The 24,520-nt window shown below is 40.2% G+C and carries 17 protein-coding genes; 2 read left to right on the plus strand and 15 right to left on the minus strand.

Annotated elements, in window-relative coordinates:
- Positions 1–1,026 precede the first annotated feature (1,026 nt).
- The 4 genes from ACRWQM_RS13575 to ACRWQM_RS13590 all read right to left on the minus strand — a co-directional run bounded on the left by ACRWQM_RS13575 (position 1,027) and on the right by ACRWQM_RS13590 (position 10,192).
- Positions 1,027–2,955, minus strand: a complete 1,929-nt coding sequence (locus ACRWQM_RS13575) for a hypothetical protein (RefSeq protein ID WP_434930314.1) — start codon at positions 2,953–2,955, stop codon at positions 1,027–1,029.
- Positions 2,956–3,396: 441 nt separating this feature from the next.
- Positions 3,397–4,605 (minus strand): ABC-three component system protein, encoded by a 1,209-nt coding sequence (locus tag ACRWQM_RS13580; protein ID WP_434930315.1) that lies wholly within the window; start codon positions 4,603–4,605, stop codon positions 3,397–3,399.
- A gap of 1,512 nt (positions 4,606–6,117) precedes the next feature.
- Entirely contained in the window at positions 6,118–7,722 is a 1,605-nt protein-coding gene (locus ACRWQM_RS13585; protein ID WP_434930316.1) for a methyl-accepting chemotaxis protein, read from the minus strand.
- A 940-nt stretch (positions 7,723–8,662) separates the two neighbouring features.
- On the minus strand, positions 8,663–10,192 hold the full coding sequence (locus tag ACRWQM_RS13590) for a M17 family metallopeptidase (protein ID WP_434930317.1): 1,530 nt from the start codon (positions 10,190–10,192) through the stop codon (positions 8,663–8,665).
- Positions 10,193–10,398: 206 nt separating this feature from the next.
- Between ACRWQM_RS13590 and ACRWQM_RS13595 the strand changes: the two genes are divergently transcribed.
- Positions 10,399–11,859: an aminoacyl-histidine dipeptidase gene (locus tag ACRWQM_RS13595; RefSeq protein WP_434928498.1), complete on the plus strand. Its 1,461-nt coding sequence runs from the start codon at positions 10,399–10,401 to the stop codon at positions 11,857–11,859.
- A gap of 58 nt (positions 11,860–11,917) precedes the next feature.
- On the opposite strand, the gene dinB is transcribed toward ACRWQM_RS13595, so the two are convergent.
- Complete coding sequence (gene dinB / locus ACRWQM_RS13600; protein WP_434930318.1) at positions 11,918–12,991, minus strand: DNA polymerase IV; 1,074 nt, start codon at positions 12,989–12,991, stop codon at positions 11,918–11,920.
- A 190-nt stretch (positions 12,992–13,181) separates the two neighbouring features.
- Between dinB and ACRWQM_RS13605 the strand changes: the two genes are divergently transcribed.
- Complete coding sequence (locus ACRWQM_RS13605; RefSeq protein WP_434930319.1) at positions 13,182–13,808, plus strand: FMN-binding negative transcriptional regulator; 627 nt, start codon at positions 13,182–13,184, stop codon at positions 13,806–13,808.
- Positions 13,809–13,864: 56 nt separating this feature from the next.
- On the opposite strand, the gene ACRWQM_RS13610 is transcribed toward ACRWQM_RS13605, so the two are convergent.
- The 10 genes from ACRWQM_RS13610 to ACRWQM_RS13655 form a co-directional block, all read right to left on the minus strand.
- A complete protein-coding gene (locus tag ACRWQM_RS13610) occupies positions 13,865–14,269 on the minus strand; it encodes a GFA family protein (RefSeq protein WP_434930320.1) in 405 nt (134 codons plus the stop codon).
- A gap of 131 nt (positions 14,270–14,400) precedes the next feature.
- A complete protein-coding gene (locus tag ACRWQM_RS13615) occupies positions 14,401–14,712 on the minus strand; it encodes a Fis family transcriptional regulator (protein WP_434930321.1) in 312 nt (103 codons plus the stop codon).
- Between the two features lie 175 nt (positions 14,713–14,887).
- Entirely contained in the window at positions 14,888–15,355 is a 468-nt protein-coding gene (bfr, locus tag ACRWQM_RS13620) for a bacterioferritin (RefSeq protein ID WP_434930322.1), read from the minus strand.
- Between the two features lie 12 nt (positions 15,356–15,367).
- Complete coding sequence (gene bfr, locus ACRWQM_RS13625) at positions 15,368–15,838, minus strand: bacterioferritin (RefSeq protein WP_434930323.1); 471 nt, start codon at positions 15,836–15,838, stop codon at positions 15,368–15,370.
- Between the two features lie 209 nt (positions 15,839–16,047).
- Complete coding sequence (gene carB / locus ACRWQM_RS13630; protein WP_434930324.1) at positions 16,048–19,269, minus strand: carbamoyl-phosphate synthase large subunit; 3,222 nt, start codon at positions 19,267–19,269, stop codon at positions 16,048–16,050.
- Positions 19,270–19,292: 23 nt separating this feature from the next.
- Positions 19,293–20,450 (minus strand): glutamine-hydrolyzing carbamoyl-phosphate synthase small subunit, encoded by a 1,158-nt coding sequence (gene carA, locus ACRWQM_RS13635; protein WP_434928950.1) that lies wholly within the window; start codon positions 20,448–20,450, stop codon positions 19,293–19,295.
- Positions 20,451–20,624: 174 nt separating this feature from the next.
- Positions 20,625–21,440: a 4-hydroxy-tetrahydrodipicolinate reductase gene (gene dapB / locus ACRWQM_RS13640; RefSeq protein ID WP_434930325.1), complete on the minus strand. Its 816-nt coding sequence runs from the start codon at positions 21,438–21,440 to the stop codon at positions 20,625–20,627.
- A 112-nt stretch (positions 21,441–21,552) separates the two neighbouring features.
- The gene (locus ACRWQM_RS13645) at positions 21,553–22,170 is read right to left on the minus strand and encodes an FKBP-type peptidyl-prolyl cis-trans isomerase (RefSeq protein WP_226410806.1); all 618 of its coding nucleotides are present in this window, start codon (positions 22,168–22,170) and stop codon (positions 21,553–21,555) included.
- A gap of 89 nt (positions 22,171–22,259) precedes the next feature.
- On the minus strand, positions 22,260–23,066 hold the full coding sequence (locus tag ACRWQM_RS13650; protein WP_434930326.1) for a M48 family metallopeptidase: 807 nt from the start codon (positions 23,064–23,066) through the stop codon (positions 22,260–22,262).
- Between the two features lie 173 nt (positions 23,067–23,239).
- A complete protein-coding gene (locus tag ACRWQM_RS13655) occupies positions 23,240–24,499 on the minus strand; it encodes a DEAD/DEAH box helicase (protein ID WP_434930327.1) in 1,260 nt (419 codons plus the stop codon).
- Between the last annotated feature and the right edge of the window lie 21 nt (positions 24,500–24,520).

The following is a 24,520-nucleotide window of genomic DNA, read 5'->3' on the forward strand; positions in this document are numbered from 1 at the left end:
TGTTTTTATAAAAGTTTGTCCTGACCAGACTAAATTCATAAGCTGCAATCACTCTGGTGAGCGTAACTAGTCCAATACTTCATGGGTACTTATTGCCTGCCGCAGGCTTATGTGCAGATAATCCAGCGAGACGCCACAAGCACATCCATGTGGGCTTAACAAAACCAATAACATCCATGTTAAACAGCCAGTTCGGCATCCATGCCTCTCGCTCAGAAATGTTTCACTTAGTGAAACTTCGCCCTGTTTTGGATACTCGCTGGCTCATCTGCACCCGAATTATTATTTCTTCGATTTAGCTTCATTTGTGATTGTAGTAAAAGCTAAATCAGAACAAGAGTTAACTCGTTTTTGGACAAAATTGGTTTAAATGTAACTCCATGTACAAATGATCCAGCGAGACGCCGCAGCACGTCCATGTGGGCTTAACCAAAACGTCCTGTTTTGGATACTCGCTGGCTCATCTGCACCCGCATTATTATCTCTTCGATTTAGCTTCATTGATGGCTGTGGTAACACAAGAGCTAACTCGGAACTGAACAAAAGCAGGGTTGGAAGATTTGTTTTTATAAAAGTTTGCCCTAACCAGACTAAATTTTAAAACTCAGTTAAATTTTCATTGGCGTCAAAGGTTGACTACAAGTGCAGATAATCCAGCGAGACGCCGCAAGCACCTCCATGTGGGCTTAACAAAAACATCCTTGTTTTGGATACTCGCTGGCTCATTTGCACCCGCATTTATATCTCTTCGATTTAGCTTCATTTGTGATTGTAGTAAAAGCTAAATCAGAACAAAAGTTAACTCGTTTTTGGACAAAAATGAGTTACTGGCTTTGCTTGATTAGCGCTTGAAGGATTACTTTATATTTGGCAAAAATTCTAAACTAGTGGCCAAATTAACTCATCCTCTACAATAACAGTCAGTCAGTGACAATCGCTTGACTAGAGTTGGTTTATTGTTTCTGGTTCAGATAAACCAACTCAAAACTTTTAAATCAATCTTTCCTGTACGTTAATGTGTGGTCATCAGGTATGTAGAATAACAGCATCGCTAATAAGCCCTTTATCTCCATACTGCTCTGTTTTATCGAACCTTTTCACTAAATGGTAATCGCCCTCATTTAGGCAGTTAGCTAAATCATTATCAACAACAATTATTTGATAATGATTTCCTTTAGATTTTATTTTTAGATCTTTAAGTGATTGATATATTTGTTCATAAATAGAGGGGTCTGAAAGGTTATCCTCTGTAATACCTTCTCTTACATATCTACCAATGTTTTGACCTGGCGTGTCTAATAATAAAGTTGTAGGTAAGTACCCTCCATTATCCATCAAATAATTTAACCTTGAAATATAAAGGTTTACTGACATTAAAGTTCTGACCCCACCAGAGGACATTTTGGTATACGCCCTATCCCTAAATGTTGGCATGAATTTATCATCGATCTTTGCACCATAGAAGTTAGTCAGTTTAGAGTCTTTCATTAGTCTGTGATAGTGATTTGATAGTGATTCGATAGTTTTATCAATATTGCCTAATCGCTCTTCAACAGTTTTGATGTCTCTTTTTATTTTTTCAATTGATATTTTTTTATTGTCAATCATAGAGTACATTTCATCTAGCTTTGACCCTAGCATCTTGTTTTTCTTTATTTCAGCAATTTTCCCTACTAGTAATTGCTTTGCGGCTTCAGCTTTAGAAATAGCCTCAATAGTTGGTGACAATAGTTCCATGTTACTTTTATCGAAGTTTTCTCTTATATTATTGAAAACAGCATTTGACCCAGCAAGTTCGTCCTCATCCTCTTTTATTGTATTTTTAATTTTTTCTATTGCCGATTTACATCCTGCGATTCTATTTTTAATTGATTTTACTTCGCTGTTTAAATCTTCATCACTCAATGTGTTAGATGAAAGGTTAATATAGGAGTTGCAGGTTGGACAACTTACTTTTCTTAGTTCTAACTCTTTGACTGTCAGCGTGCTTCGCATTGATATTGAGCTGTTTAAGCAGCTTAAATCTTTTTCGTAAGATGATTTTAATTTCAGATAATCACCAAGTTTTAATTTATTATTACTTATTGATCGTTGTAATAAATAGGTCTTTTTTCTAACTAATTCTAATTCGTTTTTTATGTTGCTTGTGACAATAGATGCGATCTTCTCATCAGACTTCAGCATTTCAATTTCACTGTTTGCTTGTTCTATATGATTATTAATATTTTCATATTCATCTTGGCTACAACCAAAAGACTTAGTGGCTTTAAGGAAATTATTAATTGTAGATGTTTGTTTCTCTATGTCACTTAACATTCTACTTTCAGTTGTTAACTGCTGATTGAGCTCAGATATCTGGTTATCATGAACGCCATAAACAAACTTTTGAACTTCAACGTTCCGATTAAACACTGCCCCAACAGTCAAATCCATAAGGTTTTCACTGGCTACTCTTTTTTGCTTCAAATGAATTAACTTTATCAAGTCCCTAAAACTCAATCTAGAGTTTCTTGCATTATCTCTATAACGGGACTCCTTTATCTGCACCTTTGGTATATTTAAATAATCTAGTAATTTATCAGAAATCCACCCATCAGGTTCTTCTTTAGAAGGTGATGCACTGCAAATGGCAGGATAATGTTCATTGATATTTTCAAAAGATGATTCATATAGCTTTATAGTATTTTGATTGTCACCAAGAATTCTTTGTAAAGTTATTGTAGTATTGTTTAGTTCAACTTCTAAACAAACAGTCCTACCATAGCCTTTTATCTGATCATTATCTAAATCACCAAATTTACCGCCAAGAGAAAAATCAATTAAGTTTAATATACTCGACTTCCCTGAATCTAAATCACCCCAAATTAAATTTAGACCTGGTTTAAAATCACAAGTGTAATTTCTGTTGACACCAATAATAATAAGCTTTTTAAAATTTAAATAGATGTTATCCATAACTATCCCATTGCTAATTTTGTTAGTTGCGCTTCACTTTTAGTAACTATTTTCTTAAGGTTAACTAGGTTATCCTTAAGAAAGTTAGAGTCAATGTTATCGAATAGCACATTATCATCACTGACAGTTTCAATAGTTCTATCATCGTTTATTTTTATTCTGTTTATATGAAATAGATAAATTAATGCGTTAGTGAAATTATCGTTTGACTGAAAGTCACTAGGTAATAATGAACGTTCATATAGGTCAGGTTGATAGGACTTTAAGTCTCCAAGATCGAAGAGTTTGAATGCGTTCTTCAGTAGTATGGGATTGTTAACTAAGTGGTATATGTTCGTCAGTTTAGTTTTAGTTAGTATGTTTTTTTGTTTCGAGTTCTTTTGTAAGTTAGTAACTAAATAATACAATAGGAAAGTAATGTAAAACTTGTCGTCTCTATAATCATGCATTGCATTTTATCCTATCATTTATATCTTCAACTTTAATTGCGTTATCCCAGTTTATTTTTAAATTATTTTTATTCGCCTCTTGATGTAAAATTCCTTTTTTATGCACGAAAGTTAAGTACTTAATCACACAATCCAAAGATGATTTGTCCAACTCAATAATTTTACTATGTACTTCCTTAACAATATCATTAGCATTTTTACTTTTAGACGCAGAGGAGTAATTTCTATAGATACTAATTATGCGAACTTTTAGTTCGTTGAAACACTCATATTCTTCTTTAGTGGCAGACTTCATGACTAACTCAGCATGAAAAAATGACTCTTTTGCGTCTTCAATTAAATTTTCTTCAATTGATGCCAGTAATAGTTTTATAACAAATATCTCTTTGTCATAACAATGAATTTCTGAGTCATATTCGTGTTTTGTTAGTTCAATTTGGTCACAGTCATGTGCTATTTCAAGCAACTGTTTTTTAACAATTTTCAATGTAAGTGAATTGATGTCTTTAGGTTTGCATATTGACGTGTGGTCTTCTTGCATTACTTTCGGCTTGTATTTTTTATTCGTATTGGGAGATGCACTTAATTTCCCAACACATTCATCATACTCCGCTTCTAAATAAAAACTCTTTGGAAGTATGTTGAAATTTTCTACCCACTTGTCATTAAGTTCTGTCATATCCTTATCAAGTGGCTTTAACTCTTTAGCGTTTAAGTTAAACGGACCTAGAATTAGCGATGGGAAAGAACCTCTATGTGGTGTAGCTAAAGAAATGTAACCAATTGTATCGCTAGTTATATCTTCATGATGACCATCAAGTTGGTCAAGAATAAACTTCTTGCTTATTAATCCACCCATGCTATGAGATACAAAAATAATTTTAGAATGCCCTAATGCTTCACATTCAATAAAAGCAGCTAATTCATCTGCGATTGATAGTATGGAAACATTTTTTTTAATTATTGGTTTATCTAAATTCAAGCCAGGTATTATATTCATAATCCCAACTATAGCTTTTGATAAGATTGTGTTTTTTAAGTTTACTATTTTTGTAAAGTAATCAAATTCGATAAAATCAAACTTTTGTTTGATTTTATCGTCCTCCATTAAAAGTTCCGCAAATAGTTTACCATCATTATTTCTCCAAGTGTTTTCGCCACCTGTAAGACCATGCACCATAACTACAAGATATTTATTCATCAAAAACCTATTTAATGAAAGCCAGCTGGGTCAAGCCTTTGATATATATTCATAGACATTTCCTTTTGACTTTTGTGGCTAGTAACAACTGTTTAATGGGTGAGTTTCAGTCTAAGAGTAGGAAAAATATCATATTTTAATACTTGTGTGTAGTTTATCCTAGAAAATTAGTTGGGTCAGGGTAAACATTTTAGGGGAATTAATAGGCACATGTTATTGAATGGTTTTTCTTCCCTAAATGGCGCACTCGATGATAGTGTTCGAGGTTACCCTACTTTGTCCTTAAGTTTTCATACTTTAATCTACTTTATACTTTTAATTCAATGTTTTAATACAAGTTATATTGGGTAGGTTAAGTCAATTCTCGACTTCAATCTAACCAATTGCCTGCCGCAGGCTCTTATGCAGATGATATTTTCGCTTCTTCGATTTAACTTCATTTTTAACAATTCCATAAGAAAAGCCGGGATGTCCATTTTGAATTGAGGTCATCGAGAAAAGGCCGTGAGCTTGGCATGGATGCCACGCTAGCTTTCGTTGGGCCAGGGACGGCTCATCGGAAGCGTTAGGGCTTTTCGACAATGGCCGAAGCCGGATACAGATAAAGTTTAAAGCTGGATCGATCCCCATCGAAAATTATGCGTTTTTCAGCATTTTTCGTCTGGGGCGGCAGGGTGATCCAAGAGGGTATTGCTGTTGATACCCTTTTGGTCTGGTGTGGGTGAAGCGCCACGACGTTAGTGGCCGCAGGCCATATTTCCAAACAAACTTCTGGGCAAAAGTGAGTTAGTGTTTTGAAATAATCTTATGCTACTCACTCTTTAAAACTTGCCGATTAAGCAAATACTCGAAAGGTTCATCATGGTAGTTTGCGAGCCGACCATCCGACCCAGGGATGGGTCGGCTGAGCTACAAGGACTTTTTTATTTCGAAAGAATGCTGCGTGTCGGTGAGTAAATATCATGCTGAACCTACATAGATAAACTTCACGATACATGCTTTGCTATAACCAAAGCGCCATGTTCATAGTGGCTGCTGGCCATACACATAAGCTGACATGGAGGATCAAATCAAGTCATTGTTTTTAAATAACTTTATGCCACTCACTCTTTAAAACTTGCCGATTAAGTCAATACTCGAAAGATTCATTATGGTGATTTTCGAGCCGACCATCCGACCCTTGGATGGGTCAGCTGAGCTTTATTTCGAAAGCATGCAGCGTGCCGGAGAGTGAATAACATAAAAAGTGTCTATAACTCTCAGGCCCTATCAGGAATAGGTCAATCAGCCCTATTACAAATTCGTCGGCAACAAATTTGAATGACTTCAGCTGGACTAAATGCTGAACGCCATGAATTGCAACGAGTGAAATCTGCAGTGCACTTATCTTCTTTGTTGGCCATTAGAGCAATCAGCTCATGCAACAACCGCATAAGCCAACTCATTTCAAGCCCACTCATTAAGTGCGCTGTTTGAACAACTTACAGGCTGCTAGCGCAAGTTAAGATCGGCTTACTCACTTAGAAACGAAGCTAATTCATCAACATGAGATTGAGTTTCATTGATGAGTAGGCCAATTTGAACCGCGGCGTCATTCGACGTTTTTGCAAGATTACGAACTTCGTCCGCAACCACGGCAAATCCTCGTCCTGCTTCACCGGCTCTTGCTGCTTCGATGGCAGCATTGAGGGCTAATAGGTTAGTTTGATCGGCAACCGCATTAATGGTCGTTACCGTATTTTGAATTTTACTCAACACTGTAGACATAGCATGATGCGTTTCGGTCACTAACTTATTACGAGAAGAAACATTACTGCCAAAAACAATATACTTAGAAATATTTCCATTCAAATCCGTAATGGAAGAAATAATACAATCTAAAATAACTTCAGTGCCCTGATAAATCAGTTTCATCATGACTGCTGTCGGTTCGCCTCGTAGGATCATCTGCGTACGAGAATGATCTAAATGGTCTTTTAAATTTCCCACTACATTTTGCATTTGTATATCGTCGTATAAATTTAACTGCTTTTTAGTATAGTCATTAGCCGAAATAAACTGACCATTTTGGTTAAACTCTAACACTGCCGAATGACTACTTATTGCATCTCTTTGATTAATCTGTTCCAACACAATACGCTTTATTTCACGCACATCCGAGCTCACACCAACAAAACCTGTGTGCTCACCCTTGTCATTAAAAATCGGATTTACCGCCAATACAATCCAATATGGCACCCCATTTTTATCAAAATTTAATATCTCTTCATAGAAGGCTTGTTTTGCTTTGAGCTTTTGAGATATGCGCTTAATCGTTTCTTTGTCGGTTTGTTCACCTTGTAAAAGAATACCGGGTTTTTTCCCCTTCACCTCTGCAAGGGTCAAGCCTGAAAGCTTTTCAAAACCAGGGTTTACATATTCGACTAAACCATATTTATCAGTGATTAATACACTAGTGCTAGTATTGCTTACCACCTTTGATAACATTTCGAATTGCTTGATATGCTGGTTTTGCTCTTGATGGGATAATACATAGGCTGTGAGCTTTTGATTACCAGAATCAATTTTGTGGTGCACCACATGAACATAGACCTTGTCTTGTTCAGATAAACAAAGTAGTTGATCTTTATTGTTAAGCCCGTTTTGTAACGTTTTACTTAAATTCTTATCAGATTGATTTAAATAGATATAATCTGTATTTATGGGTTCAAAATTAGCTGTTACTAACTTTTCATTGTTATCAAATACAACATAGGCCTTGCCACTGAAAGCTAATAACGCTTGCCACACACTTTCATTTAATAACGGCGTTGATACAGCATCAAACGTATAAAGTGAGCAAGACGCTAAGTTTTTATAAGTAAGTTGGATAACTTGCTGATTAAATATTAGGTTTTCATCACAGCGAATAGTTTTGCTAATACTGTCATAACGACGAAGCAATAAGGTAAAGGTTTGATTATGACCAGCTTGTTTTAAGCGCTGGCTTAATTGGTTAAAAGCATCATTAACGGCAATAATATTTTGCTGAGCATCGACCACAACAGCCGCTGACTGATGCGTGGTAACTAACTGCAATGCCAGCGTTTTCCGACTAATTGTTGAACTGAACCACATAATAGACCTCTAATAAAAAATTAACAAAATTAATACGTTAATTGAGATCTAATAGATCACTATTTAAGGTAGAAGTAATTGAAGTAATTAGCAGATGACTGGTTTACCCTTAAAATCATTAGGTAAAATATATAACGGGACATAAATATTGCTCCGCTTTAATAATTGCTCTGCTTTAAGAATTTCTCCGCTTTAACAAAAGAAACTAAACCAGCCCTTTTTATGATGCTTAAGCAAAATACTCTTAAAGGCACTTATAGTGCCCCCCATTAATCTGAAGTGGCATTTTAAGCAGGCTTGTGATTGAAGCCCGTGGCTGAAATGACATAAACGACAGGCAAAAAAAAGCCTACTCATTGAGTAGGCTGACATGGTTCAAGTATCCCGTTGGGGAACGGAAAACTAGTATCACTTGGGGATGTGATAAGGGAATCAATCAAGCTGATCAATTACCCGAGTCAAAACGTCAAAACGACGAAAAAAAGGTGGTGAATAGTCAAACGGAAATAAGTTGAACTATCTTAAAACTTCATGGCGAAAAAACCGCCGCGCAAAGCCTCTGGATTAATCCAAGTGTTTTGCCAAAATATCTTGCCATTGCCTAAATAAGACATAATAAATTCTCCAAATTAAAGTTGTATAAACCTAGTAGTGGTTCTGATCCGTGGAACTAACCTTTCTCAATCCATTGAGACAACTTTCTTTCACTCGATTCCTTGGAGATAACATCCATCCTGGATTTACTAGCATTGACGGTGTCTTGCTTGCCGACGAAGAGAATTATACAAAACCGTAATTTAATTACAAGCTTTATTTGATATAAATCACAAAAAACCTTTATTTAGTAATAACATTACCAAATAAAGGTTTTAACAAATGCAAAACAAATTATTAACGTCGACTTAAGTTATTGATTTAAATTGCAAATAAATAACAAACACTACCCGATCGCAAACTGTAATAAAGCAACCAAAGGTTGTGCTGTTGGCTTGCCGTATAAGGGATCACCTTCAGTCGCGCTGCCGGCAATATCAATATGGGTATAGCTTAACGGTTGGCTGCTTTTTAAATGGTGGCTATCTAAGCCTGAGGCTTTCAATAAAAATGCTGCAGGGTATTGATGTCCTCGCGCGGTCACTGATGACGGGCCATTATTTGACGATATCACATCTGCCGCACCATTTTTATCTGCAACCTTATCAAAATCTTCAGGGCGTAAGTATGACACTTCAAAAGGTTCAGCCCATTGCTGACCAATGTGTTGCAATGTTGCTGCCACGCCTTGCTGCTTAGCCACCGCATTTTCAACTAAGGCAGTATAACTACCATAGGCGCGCACCACATGACCGGTTAAGGTCGCTACCGAATATAATGACGGCGCAACCGCTTGTGTTGCTTGAATGCGTAAATGCGACAGCAAATCAGCTAATACTAAGCGCCCTTCGGCATCAGTATTACCAATACGGACTCGAACACCTGCATGGCTAGTAATAATCTCATCGGTAACAAACGCTTCACTGCCGATACTGTTACGCACTAAACCCAGCTCGGCGATAACCTTAACGCCCTTAGGCTTTAATATTGATAGGGTTTTCATTAACCCAGCAACAGCTGCTGCGCCGCCTTTATCACGGCTCATACCCGCCATGCCACCAGCAATTTTAATGTCAGCTCCGCCAGTGTCATATACCACACCTTTACCGGCAAATAGCAATGTTCGCTTAATTTCACCTTCACCGGTGTAAGCCACTTTCACCACCCGTGGATGATGGCGCGCAACATCAAATGAGCTGCGCCCCACTGCGCTTAACAAGGGGTAATCTTTTATTAAGGTCGCTTTATCTTCTACTACGGCAACATCAAGGCCGCTGTCTTTAAAAGACGCCACACAGTAATCAGCAAAGTGAATCGCACTCATGCGCTCAGGCTCAGTACCGCATAAATCACGCGCTAATACTCTGCCCGCTTCTAATGCATTTAACAGTTCACTTTTAGGTGAGCTGGCCATTAAGCCAATAGCGGTTAATGCTGGCGTAAGTGAGTTTGCTTCGCGGGTTTCGAGTGGTTGCCACAATGCTTGGCCGCAAGCCAGTGCAGCCACTTCAGTGGCAAAGCTAAAACGAGGGTCTTGAGACGATGCCACAATTAATAAAGGTTTAGTGGCGCCTGCATCTTTGGCAATACTGATCCCTTCTTTTGCGGCTTTGGCAAAAATGCGCACATCGGCATAGTCATCATCACCCGTTACCGGGGCAATAATCAGTCTGCCACCAGCTAAACCAGGGGCAAACAGTAATGTGGCTTGCTTGCCTACGCGGTGGTCAATCTGCTTAGCATGTTCAGCCAATAAGCTAATCTCTTGCTGAGCAAGCTGAGTTAAATCAGCAGTGACGACGATGACGGCATCAAAACCTTCGCCTTCAAAAATGGCCTGATCGTTATTTACATCTACTATTGGCACTTGAAACATGATTTTTCCTTATGCTTTATTGTCGATTATTCTTGGTGTATGAACGGTCTGATTGATTTTTAGTGTTAGCGTTAACGGTCATTCTAGAGTGAATTTTTATTTACACAATAACGTGTCTACTGCAAAGAAAAACCACGCAGTCACAATGGCAATTGAACAGCCTATGTTAGAATAATGGCATATTTTATCTTGATTGAGGACGTTTCGTGACTGCATTAAATCAATTATATCCACAACCTCTTTGGCAATGGTTCGAACAAATTTGTGCTATTCCCCACCCTTCTAAGCATGAACAAGCGCTATCAAGCCATATTCAACAATGGGCAAAAGGCAAAGGCCTTAGCGTGGTTGAAGATAAAGTGGGCAACCTCATTATTCGTAAACCTGCCACACCCGGTATGGAAGATCGCAAAATTGTTGTCTTACAAGCTCATATCGATATGGTGCCACAAAAAAATGCCGACAAAGTGCATGACTTTGAAAAAGATCCTATCGAAGCCTATGTTGATGGTGAATGGGTTAAAGCAAAAGGTACAACATTAGGTTCAGATAATGGCATTGGCATGGCTTCGGCTTTAGCCGTGCTAGGCAGCGATGACATTAAACATGGTCCACTAGAAGTCTTATTGACCATTGATGAAGAAGCCGGCATGACCGGCGCGTTTGGGTTAGAAGCCGGTTATTTAGACGCTGAGATTTTGATCAACACCGACTCTGAACAAGAAGGTGAGATTTACATGGGTTGTGCTGGCGGTGTTGACGCCCAGATATCTGTGCCACTTTCATGGCAAGCACCTGAGCTGAGCAATCAATCGTTTAAGCTGACCTTGTCAGGCATTAAAGGTGGCCACTCTGGGGTAAATATTCACCTTGGACGTGGTAATGCCAATAAACTACTGGCACGTTTTCTGTTTAAATACAGTGATGAATTAGCGTTAGAACTTGTTGATTTTACCGGTGGTTCATTACGTAATGCTATTCCACGTGAAGCGAATATCAGCTTTATGTTACCGGCTGAAAATGTTGATGGGTTAAAAACGGCTATTAGCGCATTTCAGGCTGTGGTACGTGAAGAGTTAGCGATTGCCGACCCAAGCATGTTGTTAACCTTAGAAGCCATTGATGCACCAAGCAAAGTGATGGGCGAAGATGCGCAAAACAGCTTAATTGACTTACTACATGCCTGCCCTAATGGGGTAATACGTATGAGTGATGAAGTAGCTGGTGTAACTGAAACCTCATTAAATGTGGGTGTCATTAGCACTGAACAAGAAAGCGTTGAAATTTTATGTTTAATTCGCTCGCTTATCGACTCAGGCCGTGATGAAGTGCAAGGCATGTTAAATGCACTGACCAATCTTGCGGGTGCCAGTATTGAGTTTAGCGGCGCTTACCCTGGTTGGAAGCCGGATAACAGCTCACCGGTTATGGCCATTGTGCGTGATACCTACAATGACATTTACAAAAAAGACCCAACCATTATGGTTATCCATGCTGGTCTTGAATGTGGCTTATTTAAAGAGCCTTACCCAACTATGGACATGGTATCGATTGGCCCCACTATTCGTTACCCGCATAGCCCGGATGAAATGGTTAACATTGAAACCGTAGGCCAATACTGGCAGTTATTATTAGCCGTATTAGAACGCATTCCAGCTAAAGCTTAATGTAAGGCTAGGCTTAATGCGATGTAAGGCAAGGCTTTAAGCCATTCAGCATAGAAACTTAAAACTGTAAATCGAGTTGGGCAACCGACTCAGTTTGCAGTTTTTTTTCACCTGCTTCTGCCAACCCAACACTGACCCCAATTAACCTAATACCACGGTCATTACTTCTGGTCAGTGCTTGTTGTAACAATTGATAAAACAAGTTTACCGATATTTCATCACTGCGCTGCTCGATGGTGGTTTGTTTAAAATCGTTGAATTTGATCTTCACCACTTGCTTGTTGATTAATCGATCTTTTGCGCTGCGGCTCACCCGACTATCAAGCTCTTGAATAAGTTGCGGTAATACTTGATGGCATTGGGCTAAGGTAAAAATATCCTGGGCTAATGTTGTTTCAACACCCACAGATTTACGCACTCGGTTATTGCTGATAGGCCTTGGATCGATGCCATTTGATCGTTCAATTAACACTGCGCCAAACTTACCAAAACTTTCCAGTAACTTTGCCTTAGGATACAGCTGCACATCGGCACAGGTTTCTAACCCTAATACCGACAATTTTTGCGCTGTGACTTTGCCAACGCCCGGAATTTTCTTTAACGGTAGCGTGCGTACAAATTCAGGAATTTCATCGGGGGTAATCACATATTGACCATTAGGTTTATTTAAATCTGAGGCAATTTTGGCTAAAAACTTAATCGGCGCGACGCCCGCTGATGCTGTTAATCCGGTTTCTAACTCGATATCTCGGCGAATGGCCTGGGCAATTAAGGTCGCGCTGCCGTGGTATTGCTGACAGTCACTGACATCGAGGAAAGCCTCATCTAATGACAGTGGTTCAATCACATCACTGTAGCGGTTAAATATCTGTCTTATTTGTTGTGAAACATCTTTATACACCTGCATCCGCCCAGGCACCAAGACTAAATGAGGGCACAGCTTTAACGCTTGATAGCTCGACATAGCTGAGCGCACACCAAACTTTCGTGCCGCGTAGTTACAGGTACTGATAACACCACGGCGATCACTACGTCCACCTACAGCAATGGCTTTATCGCGTAATTCAGGAAAATCACGCATCTCAACAGCGGCAAAATAACAGTCCATGTCGATATGAATAATTTTGCGCATTGCTGATGCCATTAAGATTAAAAAGGTAACCTATAATACTGTATGTAAAAACAGTATTCAATGTATCCGCCAGATAAATAAAGCACAGCATTTAGATGAAATGGAATAGGAAATAAGTTGTGTGTTCCGACTAAGTATCTATTATGATAAATCAATTGGTTATAGGTTATTTACACGGATAAGTTAACACATGCATGTACCCGAAAAATGGCAAATGGACAACTTAAGTGCCATACATCAGTTTATTGCACAACATGGTTTTGCGTCTGTCATATCACCAAACTTAGAAGCCTCGCATATTCCGCTGATATTAAAAGCAGACGAGGGTGAGCATGGGGTACTTTATGGCCATTTAGCACGTAGCAATCCACATTGGCAGGATATTATAGACAGTTCAGTATTGTGTATTTTTAATGGCCCTCATGCCTATATTTCACCTACCTGGTATCATGCCTCCCCTGCTGTACCCACCTGGAATTACAGCGTGGTACACGCTAAAGGCACGGTTGAGCTCACCGACGATAAAACCACAATGGCGATATTAGAAACAACAATACAGAAATATGAACCGAGTTTATTAACACCCACCCCTGAAAGCCCTGAAGGTTTTATCCCAAAGCAATTTCAAGATAAGTTAGCTAAAGGGATTGTCGGGTTTAAAATTGTGATTACTGAGCTACAAGGTAAACAAAAACTTGGCCAACATAGAAGTTCACTTGATCAACTCGGAGTGGTTGCAGGCTTGTCAAAGTCTACCGGCATAGATGAGCAACAGCTGTTGAAGTACATGGTCGATAACAATATTGCGCTAGGTTAAAAGTAAGCACTTTTCCTAGCGGCTTTAACCTAAACCGTATGATTTAGATGCTTAACTTAACGACCAGGCTCAAAGGCATCGTATCTGGGTAACTGAGCATCTAAATCTTCCCAGTTTGCTTTGGATGAAACAAAGTTGTGCGAAATAGGCCTTTCAATTATGTCAGTATCAAGTATACCGAGTCGGATCCTGTAGCGCTGTGGATCTTGCTCGTTTGAACTGTACACAGGTGAGCCACAATAACTGCAAAAATGTCGATTTCTACCGGGCTTAAATGAAAATATACTTAAGCTATTTTTGCCCGATACAATCTCAAAATCAGCCGCATTAATGAAACCATTTGTGGCGAATGCAGTGCCACTATTTTTCCTGCATAAAGAGCAGTGACAATGAATAATATCACTTATTTCGCCCTTTATGGTTATGCTAACCTCACCACACAAACACTTTCCCTGATACATAATCGCCATCACCTTGTGCTATAAAAATTGCTCGTCAAACTAAAAGCTGTCGCCACTAAAGCCTGTAGCCACGCCAAATAGCATGCTTAATGGTATATTTAACCTAATCTAACGTTTGTGAAGACTCATTACTAATGCAGTTTTTTATTATGGTTATCTTCACTGTCATATGACACTTGGCGAATATCAATGGTCACCTTAATGCTTAACAGCTTTTTTTGGATAAGTTTACTGAGAGCATCATTTTCAGGTGATGCCATAAAACGGTTGAGGTTATAAGGCGTATCGAAGACACATATAACCTGTAAGCTTTTAGGAAAGTCGCTGTAATTAACAATATGGGTCAACCATTCGAAACCGCTATATTCATTTAGGGCGATTTCACACACCTGGGTTAACACTTGTCGAATTTGATTGTCTATTTTTTTATCGGTTTTACGCATATATCACAGTGACCCAAAATTCAAATAACAGCAGGAAGGTGGAATAAGTTAGCCAGTGTAGCAAAGTTGCTGATACCATTTAACATAAAAAAGCCCAACCCCTTTCGGGACTGGGCTTTAAAATCAACAAACGCCTCAATTAACAATGTTAATTAACGCATTCTTAGTCGATTAATTACATCTTAGTTTGCAGGTAATTCTGTAAACCAACACGCTCAATTAAGCGTAATTGTTTTTCTAACCAATACATGTGATCAGATTCAGTATCATCCAATAAGACTTCTAAAATCTCACGGGTTTGATAATCGCCTTTCTCTTCACATAGCTTAATCACTTTACGTAAATCATCCGCCACTTTGTATTCATACTGTAGGTCGTTATTTAGCATTTCTTGCACATCTTTACCGATGTTTAATGCTTCGCGGCTGGCTACATCTGGCCTGCCTTCTAAAAATAGAATGCGTTGCACTAGTTTAGCTGCATGGGCTTTCTCGTCATCAGATTCATGTAATATACGGGTATATAATTCGTCAAATCCCCAATCTTCATACATATGAGCATGCACAAAATATTGGTCCATTGCTGATAACTCACCGGTTAACAAGCTGTTTAATGCGTCAATAACTTCTGAATTGCCTTTCATAATATTGTCCTGTTAATCTTTAATTTGAGATTGAAGATAGTTTTGAATACCGATTTGTACTATCTGTTCTTGCTGAGATTCAATCCAATCTAAATGCTCTTCTTCATCTTCAAGCAGGTCTTCAAGTAAATCGCGGGTAACGTAATCTTGTTCTGTTTCACACAATTTGATCACATCACGTAATGCAGCAATTTGCTCGGTTACCGCTTCTTTATCACAGCCCAACATTTCTTCGGCATCTTCACCAATACGCAGCTTGTCTAGTTGCTGTAAATTCGGTAATCCCTCAAGAAATAATACCCGCTCAATAAGCTTGTCTGCGTGTTTCATGTCTTGAATTGATTTCTTGTATTCTTTTTCGTTGAGCTTCTCTAAACCCCAATGTTTGAACATTCGCGCATGTAAAAAGTATTGGTTAATGGCGGTCAGTTCGAAAGTTAATACGCGGTTTAACTGACTAATGACTTTTGGATGACCTTTCATAATGATGTCCTTGATAGCTTAACTTGATCTGGATCAATTTAGGCTAGGATAGTACACCTAGCATGGTATTGCAAATTATCCTTTAAATTCATACACATAGTATTGATAACTATTATCATTATAACTAAGGTTTGTAAACCAGATACAAATCGCAGCCATAAAAAAAGCCTTCAAAATGAAGGCTCTTTACAATGTAGGCTAGCTAAATTTTAGCCAGTAATGCGCTTATGTAACTCTTGAATCGAGTTCACATTAGTGCGGTCATCTGCAGCATGCGCTAGACATGTAGCAAATGCAGCATTCAGTGTTGTGGTGTAATTCACTTTATAACGCAGTGCTCCACGACGGATCTGACGTGAGTCTTCAATCGCCTGGCGACCTTCAGTCGTGTTGATAATGTAGGTGTACTCATCATTCTTAATACGGTCAAGAATGTGTGGACGACCTTCATGCACCTTGTTCACTAAACGAGGGTTAATGCCAGCTTCACCCAATACCACTGCAGTGCCGTGTGTTGCGTCAATCTCATAACCCAGCTCAATTAACTTAGCTGCTAACGCTGCTACACGCTTTTTATCACTGTTACGTACTGATAATAAAGCACGTCCAGATTTAGGTACTTCAGATGTCGCACCTAATTGCGCTTTAGCATATGCTTCTGCGAAGGTTTCACCCACACCCATCACTTCACCTGTGGAACGCATTTCAGGCCCTAATAAAGGGTCAACGCCAGGGAATTTATTGAAGGGGAGTACCACTTCTTTCACAGAGAAGAATGGTGGAATAACTTCTTTAGTAAAGTTTTGTGACTTTAAGCTTTGACCAGCCATCACACGCGCTGCAATCTTAGCTAATGGCACACCGGTTGCTTTTGACACAAAAGGTACGGTACGCGCTGCACGTGGGTTAACTTCAATCATGTAGATTTCGTTATCTTTCACGGCAAACTGCACGTTCATTAAGCCTATTACACCTAATTCAAATGCAAGCTTTGATACCTGCTCACGCATTTGCGCTTGAATTTCTGCACTTAAGCTATATGGCGGTAATGAACAACCAGAGTCACCAGAGTGAACGCCAGCCTGTTCAATATGCTCCATAATCGCGCCAACAACCACGGTTTCGCCGTCACATACCGCATCAATATCCACTTCAATCGCATCATCTAAGAAGTGATCAAGTAATACTGGTGATGCGTTAGACACTTTAACTGCTTCATTGAAGTAGCGTAGTAAATCTTGCTTGTCGTAAACGATTTCCATCGCACGACCGCCCAATACATAAGATGGACGGACAACCAGCGGATAACCAATAATTTCCGCTTCAATCACAGCACTTTCAACAGTCGTGACTGTCGCGTTTTGTGGCTGCTTCATGTTTAAACGTTGAATTGCTTGTTGGAAACGCTCGCGGTCTTCAGCACGGTCAATCGCATCTGGGCTAGTACCAATGATCGGCACCCCAGCGGCTTCTAATTCACGGGCTAATTTAAGCGGAGTTTGACCACCGTATTGTACGATGACGCCTTTTGGCTTCTCGATACGGACGATTTCTAACACGTCTTCTAAGGTAACAGGTTCAAAGTATAAGCGATCAGATGTATCGTAATCGGTTGATACGGTTTCAGGGTTACAGTTAACCATAATGGTTTCATAACCGTCTTCACGTAATGCTAATGCTGCGTGTACACAACAGTAGTCAAACTCAATACCTTGACCAATGCGGTTTGGACCGCCACCCAAAATCATGATTTTGTCACGATTTGATGGATTGGCTTCACACTCTTCTTCATACGTTGAGTACATGTAAGCAGTGTCGGTTGAGAATTCAGCGGCACAAGTATCTACACGCTTGTATACCGGATGAATGTCATGGCGATGACGTAATTTACGAATTTCGCCTTCACTCACACCAAGTACATCCGCTAAACGTAAATCAGAGAAACCTTTACGCTTTAATTGGCGTAAGTAGTTTTGCTCTAAACCTGACATACCAAGTTCAGCCACTTTGGCTTCTTGGGCAATCAAATCTTCGATTTGAGCGAGGAACCAGTGATCAACGTTAGTCAGAGTGAAGATATCATTACGGCTTAAACCGGCACGGAATGCATCGGCTATATACCAAATACGATCACAACCAGGCTCTTTTAATTCATGACGTATACGTTGCATCGCTTCTGATGATTGTAAATCTACAATCGGGTCAAAACCGTTACGACCCACTTCAAGACCACGTAATGCTTTTTGCAAAGACTCTTGGAAAGTGCGGCCAATAGCCATTACTTCACCAACAGATTTCATTTGAGTAGTTAGGCGGTCATTTGCACCGGCAAACTTTTCAAAATTAAAGCGTGGAATTTTGGTTACAACATAGTCGATAGCAGGTTCAAACGATGCTGGTGTTTTACCACCAGTAATATCGTTGCTTAGCTCATCAAGCGTAAAACCAACGGCTAATTTAGCCGCGATTTTAGCGATCGGGAAACCGGTTGCTTTAGAGGCTAATGCAGATGAACGGGATACTCGAGGGTTCATCTCAATAATGACCATACGGCCAGTGTTAGGACAAATACCAAATTGTACGTTTGACCCACCGGTTTCAACACCAATTTCACGCAATACCGCTATCGAAGCGTTACGCATTAATTGATATTCTTTGTCGGTTAGCGTTTGTGCCGGTGCTACGGTAATTGAATCACCAGTATGAACACCCATCGCATCGAAGTTTTCGATAGTACAGACGATAATACAGTTATCGTTGCGGTCACGAACCACTTCCATTTCATATTCTTTCCAACCGATTAATGATTCATCAATCAATAATTCGTTAGTTGGCGACAAGTCCAAGCCTTGAGAACAAATCTCTTCAAACTCTTCTTTATTGTAGGCAATACCACCGCCGCTGCCACCCATGGTGAAAGACGGACGAATGATACAGGGGAAGCCCACCATATCTAATACGCCATACGCTTCATCCATATTATGGGCAATACCTGCACGCGGGCAGTCTAAACCAATGGATTTCATCGCTTTGTCAAAACGGCTACGGTCTTCAGCTTTATCAATTGCGTCTGCTGTTGCGCCAATCATTTCAACGTTAAATTCTTTTAGTACGCCTTTAGCTTCAAGCTGAAGTGCGCAGTTCAGAGCCGTTTGTCCACCCATAGTCGGTAGAATGGCATCTGGACGCTCTTTGGCAATAATATTGCGTACTACTTCCCAATGAATTGGCTCGATATAAGTTGCATCGGCCATATCTGGGTCGGTCATAATGGTTGCTGGGTTAGAGTTAACCAGAATAACGCGGTAGCCTTCTTCACGAAGAGCTTTACAGGCTTGAGCACCTGAATAATCGAACTCACACGCCTGACCAATTACAATTGGTCCGGCACCTAGGATAAGAATACTTTTTATATCGGTACGTTTTGGCATTGCTTTTCTCTTCTCCTAGATAACTATTTAGCGTGCTGACGATATTGCTCAATAAGTTCGATGAAATGATCGAACAAAGGCGCGGCATCGGTTGGGCCAGGGCTTGCTTCAGGGTGACCCTGGAAGCTAAACGCAGGCTTGTCGGTTAAATGGATACCTTGTAAAGAACCATCAAATAATGACTTATGGGTCACTTTGATATTGGCCGGCAAAGTGGTTTCATCCGCAGCAAAACCATGGTTTTGACTGGTGATCATCACGTTACCTTTTTCGATATTGCTCACAGGGTGGTTTGCACCGTGGTGACCAAATTTCATCTTTAAGGTTTTCGCGCCTGAGGCTAATGCTAATAATTGATGGCCTAAACAAATACCAAATATAGGAATTTCTGTTTTTAAGATTTGTTGAATAGCGTCAATTGCATAGTCACATGGTTCTGGATCGCCTGGACCATTTGATAGAAAGACTCCATCAGGATTCATGGCTAAGACATCGGCAGCGGAGGTTTGCGCTGGCACCACGGTGACATCACAACCACGGTCAACTAGCATGCGTAAAATGTTACGTTTTACACCGTAATCATAGGCAACAACTTTATATTTCAATTCTTTCTCTGGGGTATCAGAAGGTAAACCACCCTCTAATTTCCAGCTACCGTTTCGCCATTGATAGGCTTTATCAGTAGTGACTTCTTTGGCTAAATCCATGCCTTTTAAGCCAGGAAATGCTTTTGCTTGTGCAAGCGCTTTTGCTTCGTCTAGGTCACCCACCATAATACAACCGGCTTGGGCACCTTTTTCACGCAGGATACGGGTTAATTTTCGGGTATCGATATCCGCAATACCAACAACATTGTTAGCTTTTAGGTAATCACCTAAAGATTGTTGATTACGGAAGTTACTAGCCATTAACGGTAAATCGCGAATGATAAGACCACAAGCATGAACCGCACTTGATTCTGTGTCTTCATCATTAGTACCGGTATTACCGATATGCGGATACGTTAAAGTGACTATTTGGCGTGAATATGATGGATCCGTTAATATTTCTTGGTATCCGGTCATTGAAGTGTTAAAAACTACTTCACCAACTGTAATACCTGTAGCACCAATTGCAGTGCCAGAAAATACGGTTCCGTCTTCGAGTACGAGTAAGGCAGACTGTGTCAACGCGACCTCCAGAAAAGAGCCAAGCTATTGAAATTATTTTGTTTTATTTTGCACTAAGATACCAATTTCCGCTGTTTTACGAAATTTTGACAAATTTCGCCGATTTTACAGGAGTTCTGTAATTTCGTCCACATATGAAAAAAGGTTTTTCAAAAAAAACCACCATATCGAATGGTGGTTTTTAATTTAATCATTTAGTCCAAGGACCTGCTGCATATCATACAGACCCGGATTTTGATCATATAGCCAGTAAGCCGCACGCATTGCGCCATTGGCGAATGTCATTCGGCTTGATGCTTTATGAGTTATTTCTAAACGCTCACCAATATCAGCAAACATTGCGGTATGTTCACCGACTAGATCACCTGCACGAATCGTTGAGAAACCAATGGTGTCACGTGAACGTTCACCAGTAATACCTTCGCGGCCATAAACGGCACACTTCTCAAGATCGCGTCCAAGGGTATTGGCGATCACTTCACCCATTTTAAGTGCAGTGCCAGATGGCGCATCTTTCTTAAAACGGTGATGACCTTCAATGATCTCAATATCGGTATAATCACCCATCACTTCTGCAGCAAGCTCTAACAACTTCCACATCAAGTTAACGCCAACTGACATATTAGGCGCAAATACCACTGGGGTTTGCTCTGCATATGCACCAATAAGCTCTTTTTGAGCATGGTTGAATCCAGTTGTACCTAATACAATGGCTTTGCGATTACGAGCACACCAGTCAAGGTGAACAATTGAGGCTTCAGGTGAGGTAAAATCGATTAGCACATCAAAGTTATCAGCCACACTGTCAAGTGAATCAGTAATGGCAACATCCATTGAACCTACACCAGCCAGTTCACCGGCATCAACACCAATTAAGGTTGAGCCTGAACGTTCTATTGCCGCGCCAAGATGGATAACTTCTTGATGTTTAGCTGACTCAATTAATGTGCGACCCATACGGCCACTGGCACCCACAACGGCGACTCTTACTTTTGCAGTCATATGTTCTCCCAGTGAAAGCTTACTCAGCATCTCACATTTGATATTGAGGCTTAATACAAAAAATTGGCTATATACAAAAACGCCTAAGTCATCTTAGGCGTTTTTATGATTATTAGAGAATGTCTAACAATTCAACTTCAAACACTAATGCAGTGTATGGAGGAATAGATGCACCTGCACCACGCTCGCCATAAGCTAAGTGATGTGGGACAAAAAGCTTAAGCTTAGTGCCTACAGGCATAAGTTGTAATGCTTCAGTCCAGCCAGCAATAACGCCAGATACAGGGAATTCAGCAGGTTGACCACGAGTCACTGAACTGTCGAATACTTCACCATTGATGAAAGTACCGTGGTAGTGAGTGCGAACTGTTGAGTCAAACGTTGGCTTTTCGCCTTCGCCTTGAACTAGTACTTCATATTGAAGACCAGATTCAGTTACTGTTACGCCATCACGTTTAGCATTATCAGCTAAAAATGCATCAGCTTCTGCAGTTGCATTTTCAGCAGCAGCTTCTTGTGCAGCTTGTAAACGACGGCTAATTTCAGTAAAAGCAGTTTGCAAGTCTTCCATAGACACTTGGCTTTCTTTTCCTGAAAACGCATCAGCTAAACCAGCTTGAACAGCAGGGATATCAATTCCTTCAAAAGGATTGGCAGCGAGTTGCTCACCCATTTGACGACCTACACCATAACTTGCATGCTGCTCCATTGTGCTGAACACATCTGACATAATTTCTTTCTCTCATTGATCAAATAAAAATTTGCACGGAGTCTATCACATTTAATTCGTCCATGCTGTGAAAAAGCCTCACAATTGGGCTATTTTGAGCCATTGATTTTACACTCAGCCAAAGACTGTTTTCTAGCTTGAGTATAAAGCGGCATCACTTGAGTTTGTGCCGTTTGTAAGTCTTCAATACGCGTGCTGTGTGAAGGATGCGTTGACAATAGCTCAGGCCCTTGCGCGCCTCCGGCTTTGGCCATGTTTTGCCACAAGGTGATACTTTGTGCTGGGTTGAAGCCTGCTTTAGCCATTAGCTCAAGGCCAACGATATCAGCCTCTGATTCTTGGCTACGGCCAAAGGGTAATATAATGCCTACTTTGGCGCCTAAGCCAAGCCCTGCCATATATAAATCTTTATTGGCAATACCCGATGCACCGATTGCTGCATCAGCAGCCTGCATTCCTAAACCGGTAAGCTGGGCACGGGACACTTGCTCATTACCATGTTGCGCTAATACATGTGCCACTTCGTGCCCCATCACTGTTGCTAGCTGATCTTGATTAGCAGCAACATTTAATAAACCGGTGTACACACCAATATGGCCACCCGGCAATGCAAAAGCATTCACTTGATCAGAGTCAAACAATACCACTTCCCATTGTTGGCTTTGATCCGGTAGTACTGCGGTAATGCGTTTAGCGATGCAATTCACGTAAGCGGTTTTGTTTTTATCTTTACTTATTTTTTGGTCTTGCTTCATGGTTTCAAAAGACTGTGCCCCCATTTGCTGCATTTGAGCATCTGAAAACAGCAAGGTTTGGCTTCTGCCTGTGGGTGATTTTGTACTAACACATCCAACCAATAAAGTTGAAATCGCCGCTGCAAGTATGAGTTGCTTCATATTTTCATCCTTTAAATTAAACTAATAATAGCTAGGGTCTGTTTTCGCTCTGGTGATGTTAAACCAGCATTGCATAAACGACCATGACGTTAAATAATTGTCCTTGCAGCCCATTGTGACTTACAAATAGCCGCGTGGCATGTGGTTGAGTTTTGGGCCTCAAAAAATATCGCTTATTGTACTGATTTTCTTTTAGAAAAATCGCCAGCCCCTCGTTTACTTGCGGTGCGCCGATTCGCTTTTTTATCTCGAGGAGCACGCTTGCTGGTCGAATTTGTGACTAGGTCTGTCACCGGAAAGTCTGCCAACGTAGTCAATGGTAAAACGTGACCCGTTAATTGCCGAATAGCCTCTAAACTGACTAATTCTAAGTGACTCACCAAAGACAAGGCCACACCACTTAGCCCTGCCCTTGCGGTGCGGCCAATACGATGAACATACACCTCTGCTTGGTTTGGTAAATCAAAATTGATTACTACGGGCAAAGCATCGATATGAATACCACGCGCCATTACATCTGTAGCCACTAACACACTCAGTTGCTGGGTTTTAAAATCGTTCAATGTTTGGCTGCGTAACGCTTGATCTTTATCACCGTGCAGTGCTGCTGCGTTAATACCCGCTTTAAGTAATTTTCGACACAAAGCATCGGCATCATCTTTAGCATTAACAAATACCAAAACCTGCGACCAATGGTGCAACTTAATCTGTTCGATCAGTATTTTTGCTTTACTGCCTTTATTGACGTGATAAATCGTTTGGCTAATATCTTCTACCGCGCTATTTAAGGCATTAGCCTCTAAGCGTATTGTTGATGATGACAACACAGTCTTCACCAACTCATCTAACGTTGCAGGCATAGTTGCCGAAAACATTAGTGTTTGCCTTTTAGGCATAAGTGCCAGTAGCGCATTAATATCGGCAATAAAGCCCATATCTAATAATCTGTCAGCTTCATCAAACACGACACATTGTAGCTGTTCAAATTGAATAACACCTTGCTGTGCTAGCGCTAATAATCGCCCCGGTGTAGCAACAATCAATTCTGCAGGGGATGTTAGTCGCTCAACTTGTTGGGTTATATCTTCACCACCACATAAGGCATCCACTCGTAAGTCGACGGCTTGCGCTAATGGGGTTAAATTTTGACAAACTTGCGCCGCTAACTCTCTAGTCGGTGCAATAATTACGGCTAATATATTGGGTGTTTGCTGACCTAACTTTGATGTGCCACTTTGTAATGCTGCAATACGATGCAATATGGGTAAACCAAAAGCATAGGTTTTACCACTGCCAGTTTGCGCCAATGCCAGTACATCTTTACCGCTCAAAATAGCGGGAATAGCCTGTTTTTGTATTGCACTAGGTTCAATCACCAAGGAAGGTAATGATTTAACGAGTTTAGGATTGAGCGTAAATAATGAAAAACCCATGCGGTATCGCCTAATTTTCTG

The organism is Shewanella sp. HL-SH5 (assembly GCF_051163755.1).
Taxonomy (GTDB): Bacteria; Pseudomonadota; Gammaproteobacteria; order Enterobacterales; family Shewanellaceae; genus Shewanella; species Shewanella glacialimarina.

Excerpts from the sequence above, each read along its gene's own strand:
- ACRWQM_RS13650 (WP_434930326.1), bottom strand. The coding sequence starts at position 23,066 with ATGAAGCAACTCATACTTGCAGCGGCGATTTCAACTTTATTGGTTGGA.
- ACRWQM_RS13590 (WP_434930317.1), bottom strand. The coding sequence starts at position 10,192 with ATGTTTCAAGTGCCAATAGTAGATGTAAATAACGATCAGGCCATTTTT.
- bfr (WP_434930323.1), bottom strand. The coding sequence starts at position 15,838 with ATGAAAGGTCATCCAAAAGTCATTAGTCAGTTAAACCGCGTATTAACT.
- carB (WP_434930324.1), bottom strand. The coding sequence starts at position 19,269 with ATGCCAAAACGTACCGATATAAAAAGTATTCTTATCCTAGGTGCCGGA.
- dinB (WP_434930318.1), bottom strand. The coding sequence starts at position 12,991 with ATGCGCAAAATTATTCATATCGACATGGACTGTTATTTTGCCGCTGTT.
- ACRWQM_RS13605 (WP_434930319.1), top strand. The coding sequence starts at position 13,182 with ATGCATGTACCCGAAAAATGGCAAATGGACAACTTAAGTGCCATACAT.
- ACRWQM_RS13610 (WP_434930320.1), bottom strand. The coding sequence starts at position 14,269 with ATGTATCAGGGAAAGTGTTTGTGTGGTGAGGTTAGCATAACCATAAAG.
- ACRWQM_RS13580 (WP_434930315.1), bottom strand. The coding sequence starts at position 4,605 with ATGAATAAATATCTTGTAGTTATGGTGCATGGTCTTACAGGTGGCGAA.
- ACRWQM_RS13655 (WP_434930327.1), bottom strand. The coding sequence starts at position 24,499 with ATGGGTTTTTCATTATTTACGCTCAATCCTAAACTCGTTAAATCATTA.
- ACRWQM_RS13575 (WP_434930314.1), bottom strand. The coding sequence starts at position 2,955 with ATGGATAACATCTATTTAAATTTTAAAAAGCTTATTATTATTGGTGTC.
- ACRWQM_RS13615 (WP_434930321.1), bottom strand. The coding sequence starts at position 14,712 with ATGCGTAAAACCGATAAAAAAATAGACAATCAAATTCGACAAGTGTTA.
- dapB (WP_434930325.1), bottom strand. The coding sequence starts at position 21,440 with ATGACTGCAAAAGTAAGAGTCGCCGTTGTGGGTGCCAGTGGCCGTATG.
- ACRWQM_RS13645 (WP_226410806.1), bottom strand. The coding sequence starts at position 22,170 with ATGTCAGATGTGTTCAGCACAATGGAGCAGCATGCAAGTTATGGTGTA.
- bfr (WP_434930322.1), bottom strand. The coding sequence starts at position 15,355 with ATGAAAGGCAATTCAGAAGTTATTGACGCATTAAACAGCTTGTTAACC.
- ACRWQM_RS13585 (WP_434930316.1), bottom strand. The coding sequence starts at position 7,722 with ATGTGGTTCAGTTCAACAATTAGTCGGAAAACGCTGGCATTGCAGTTA.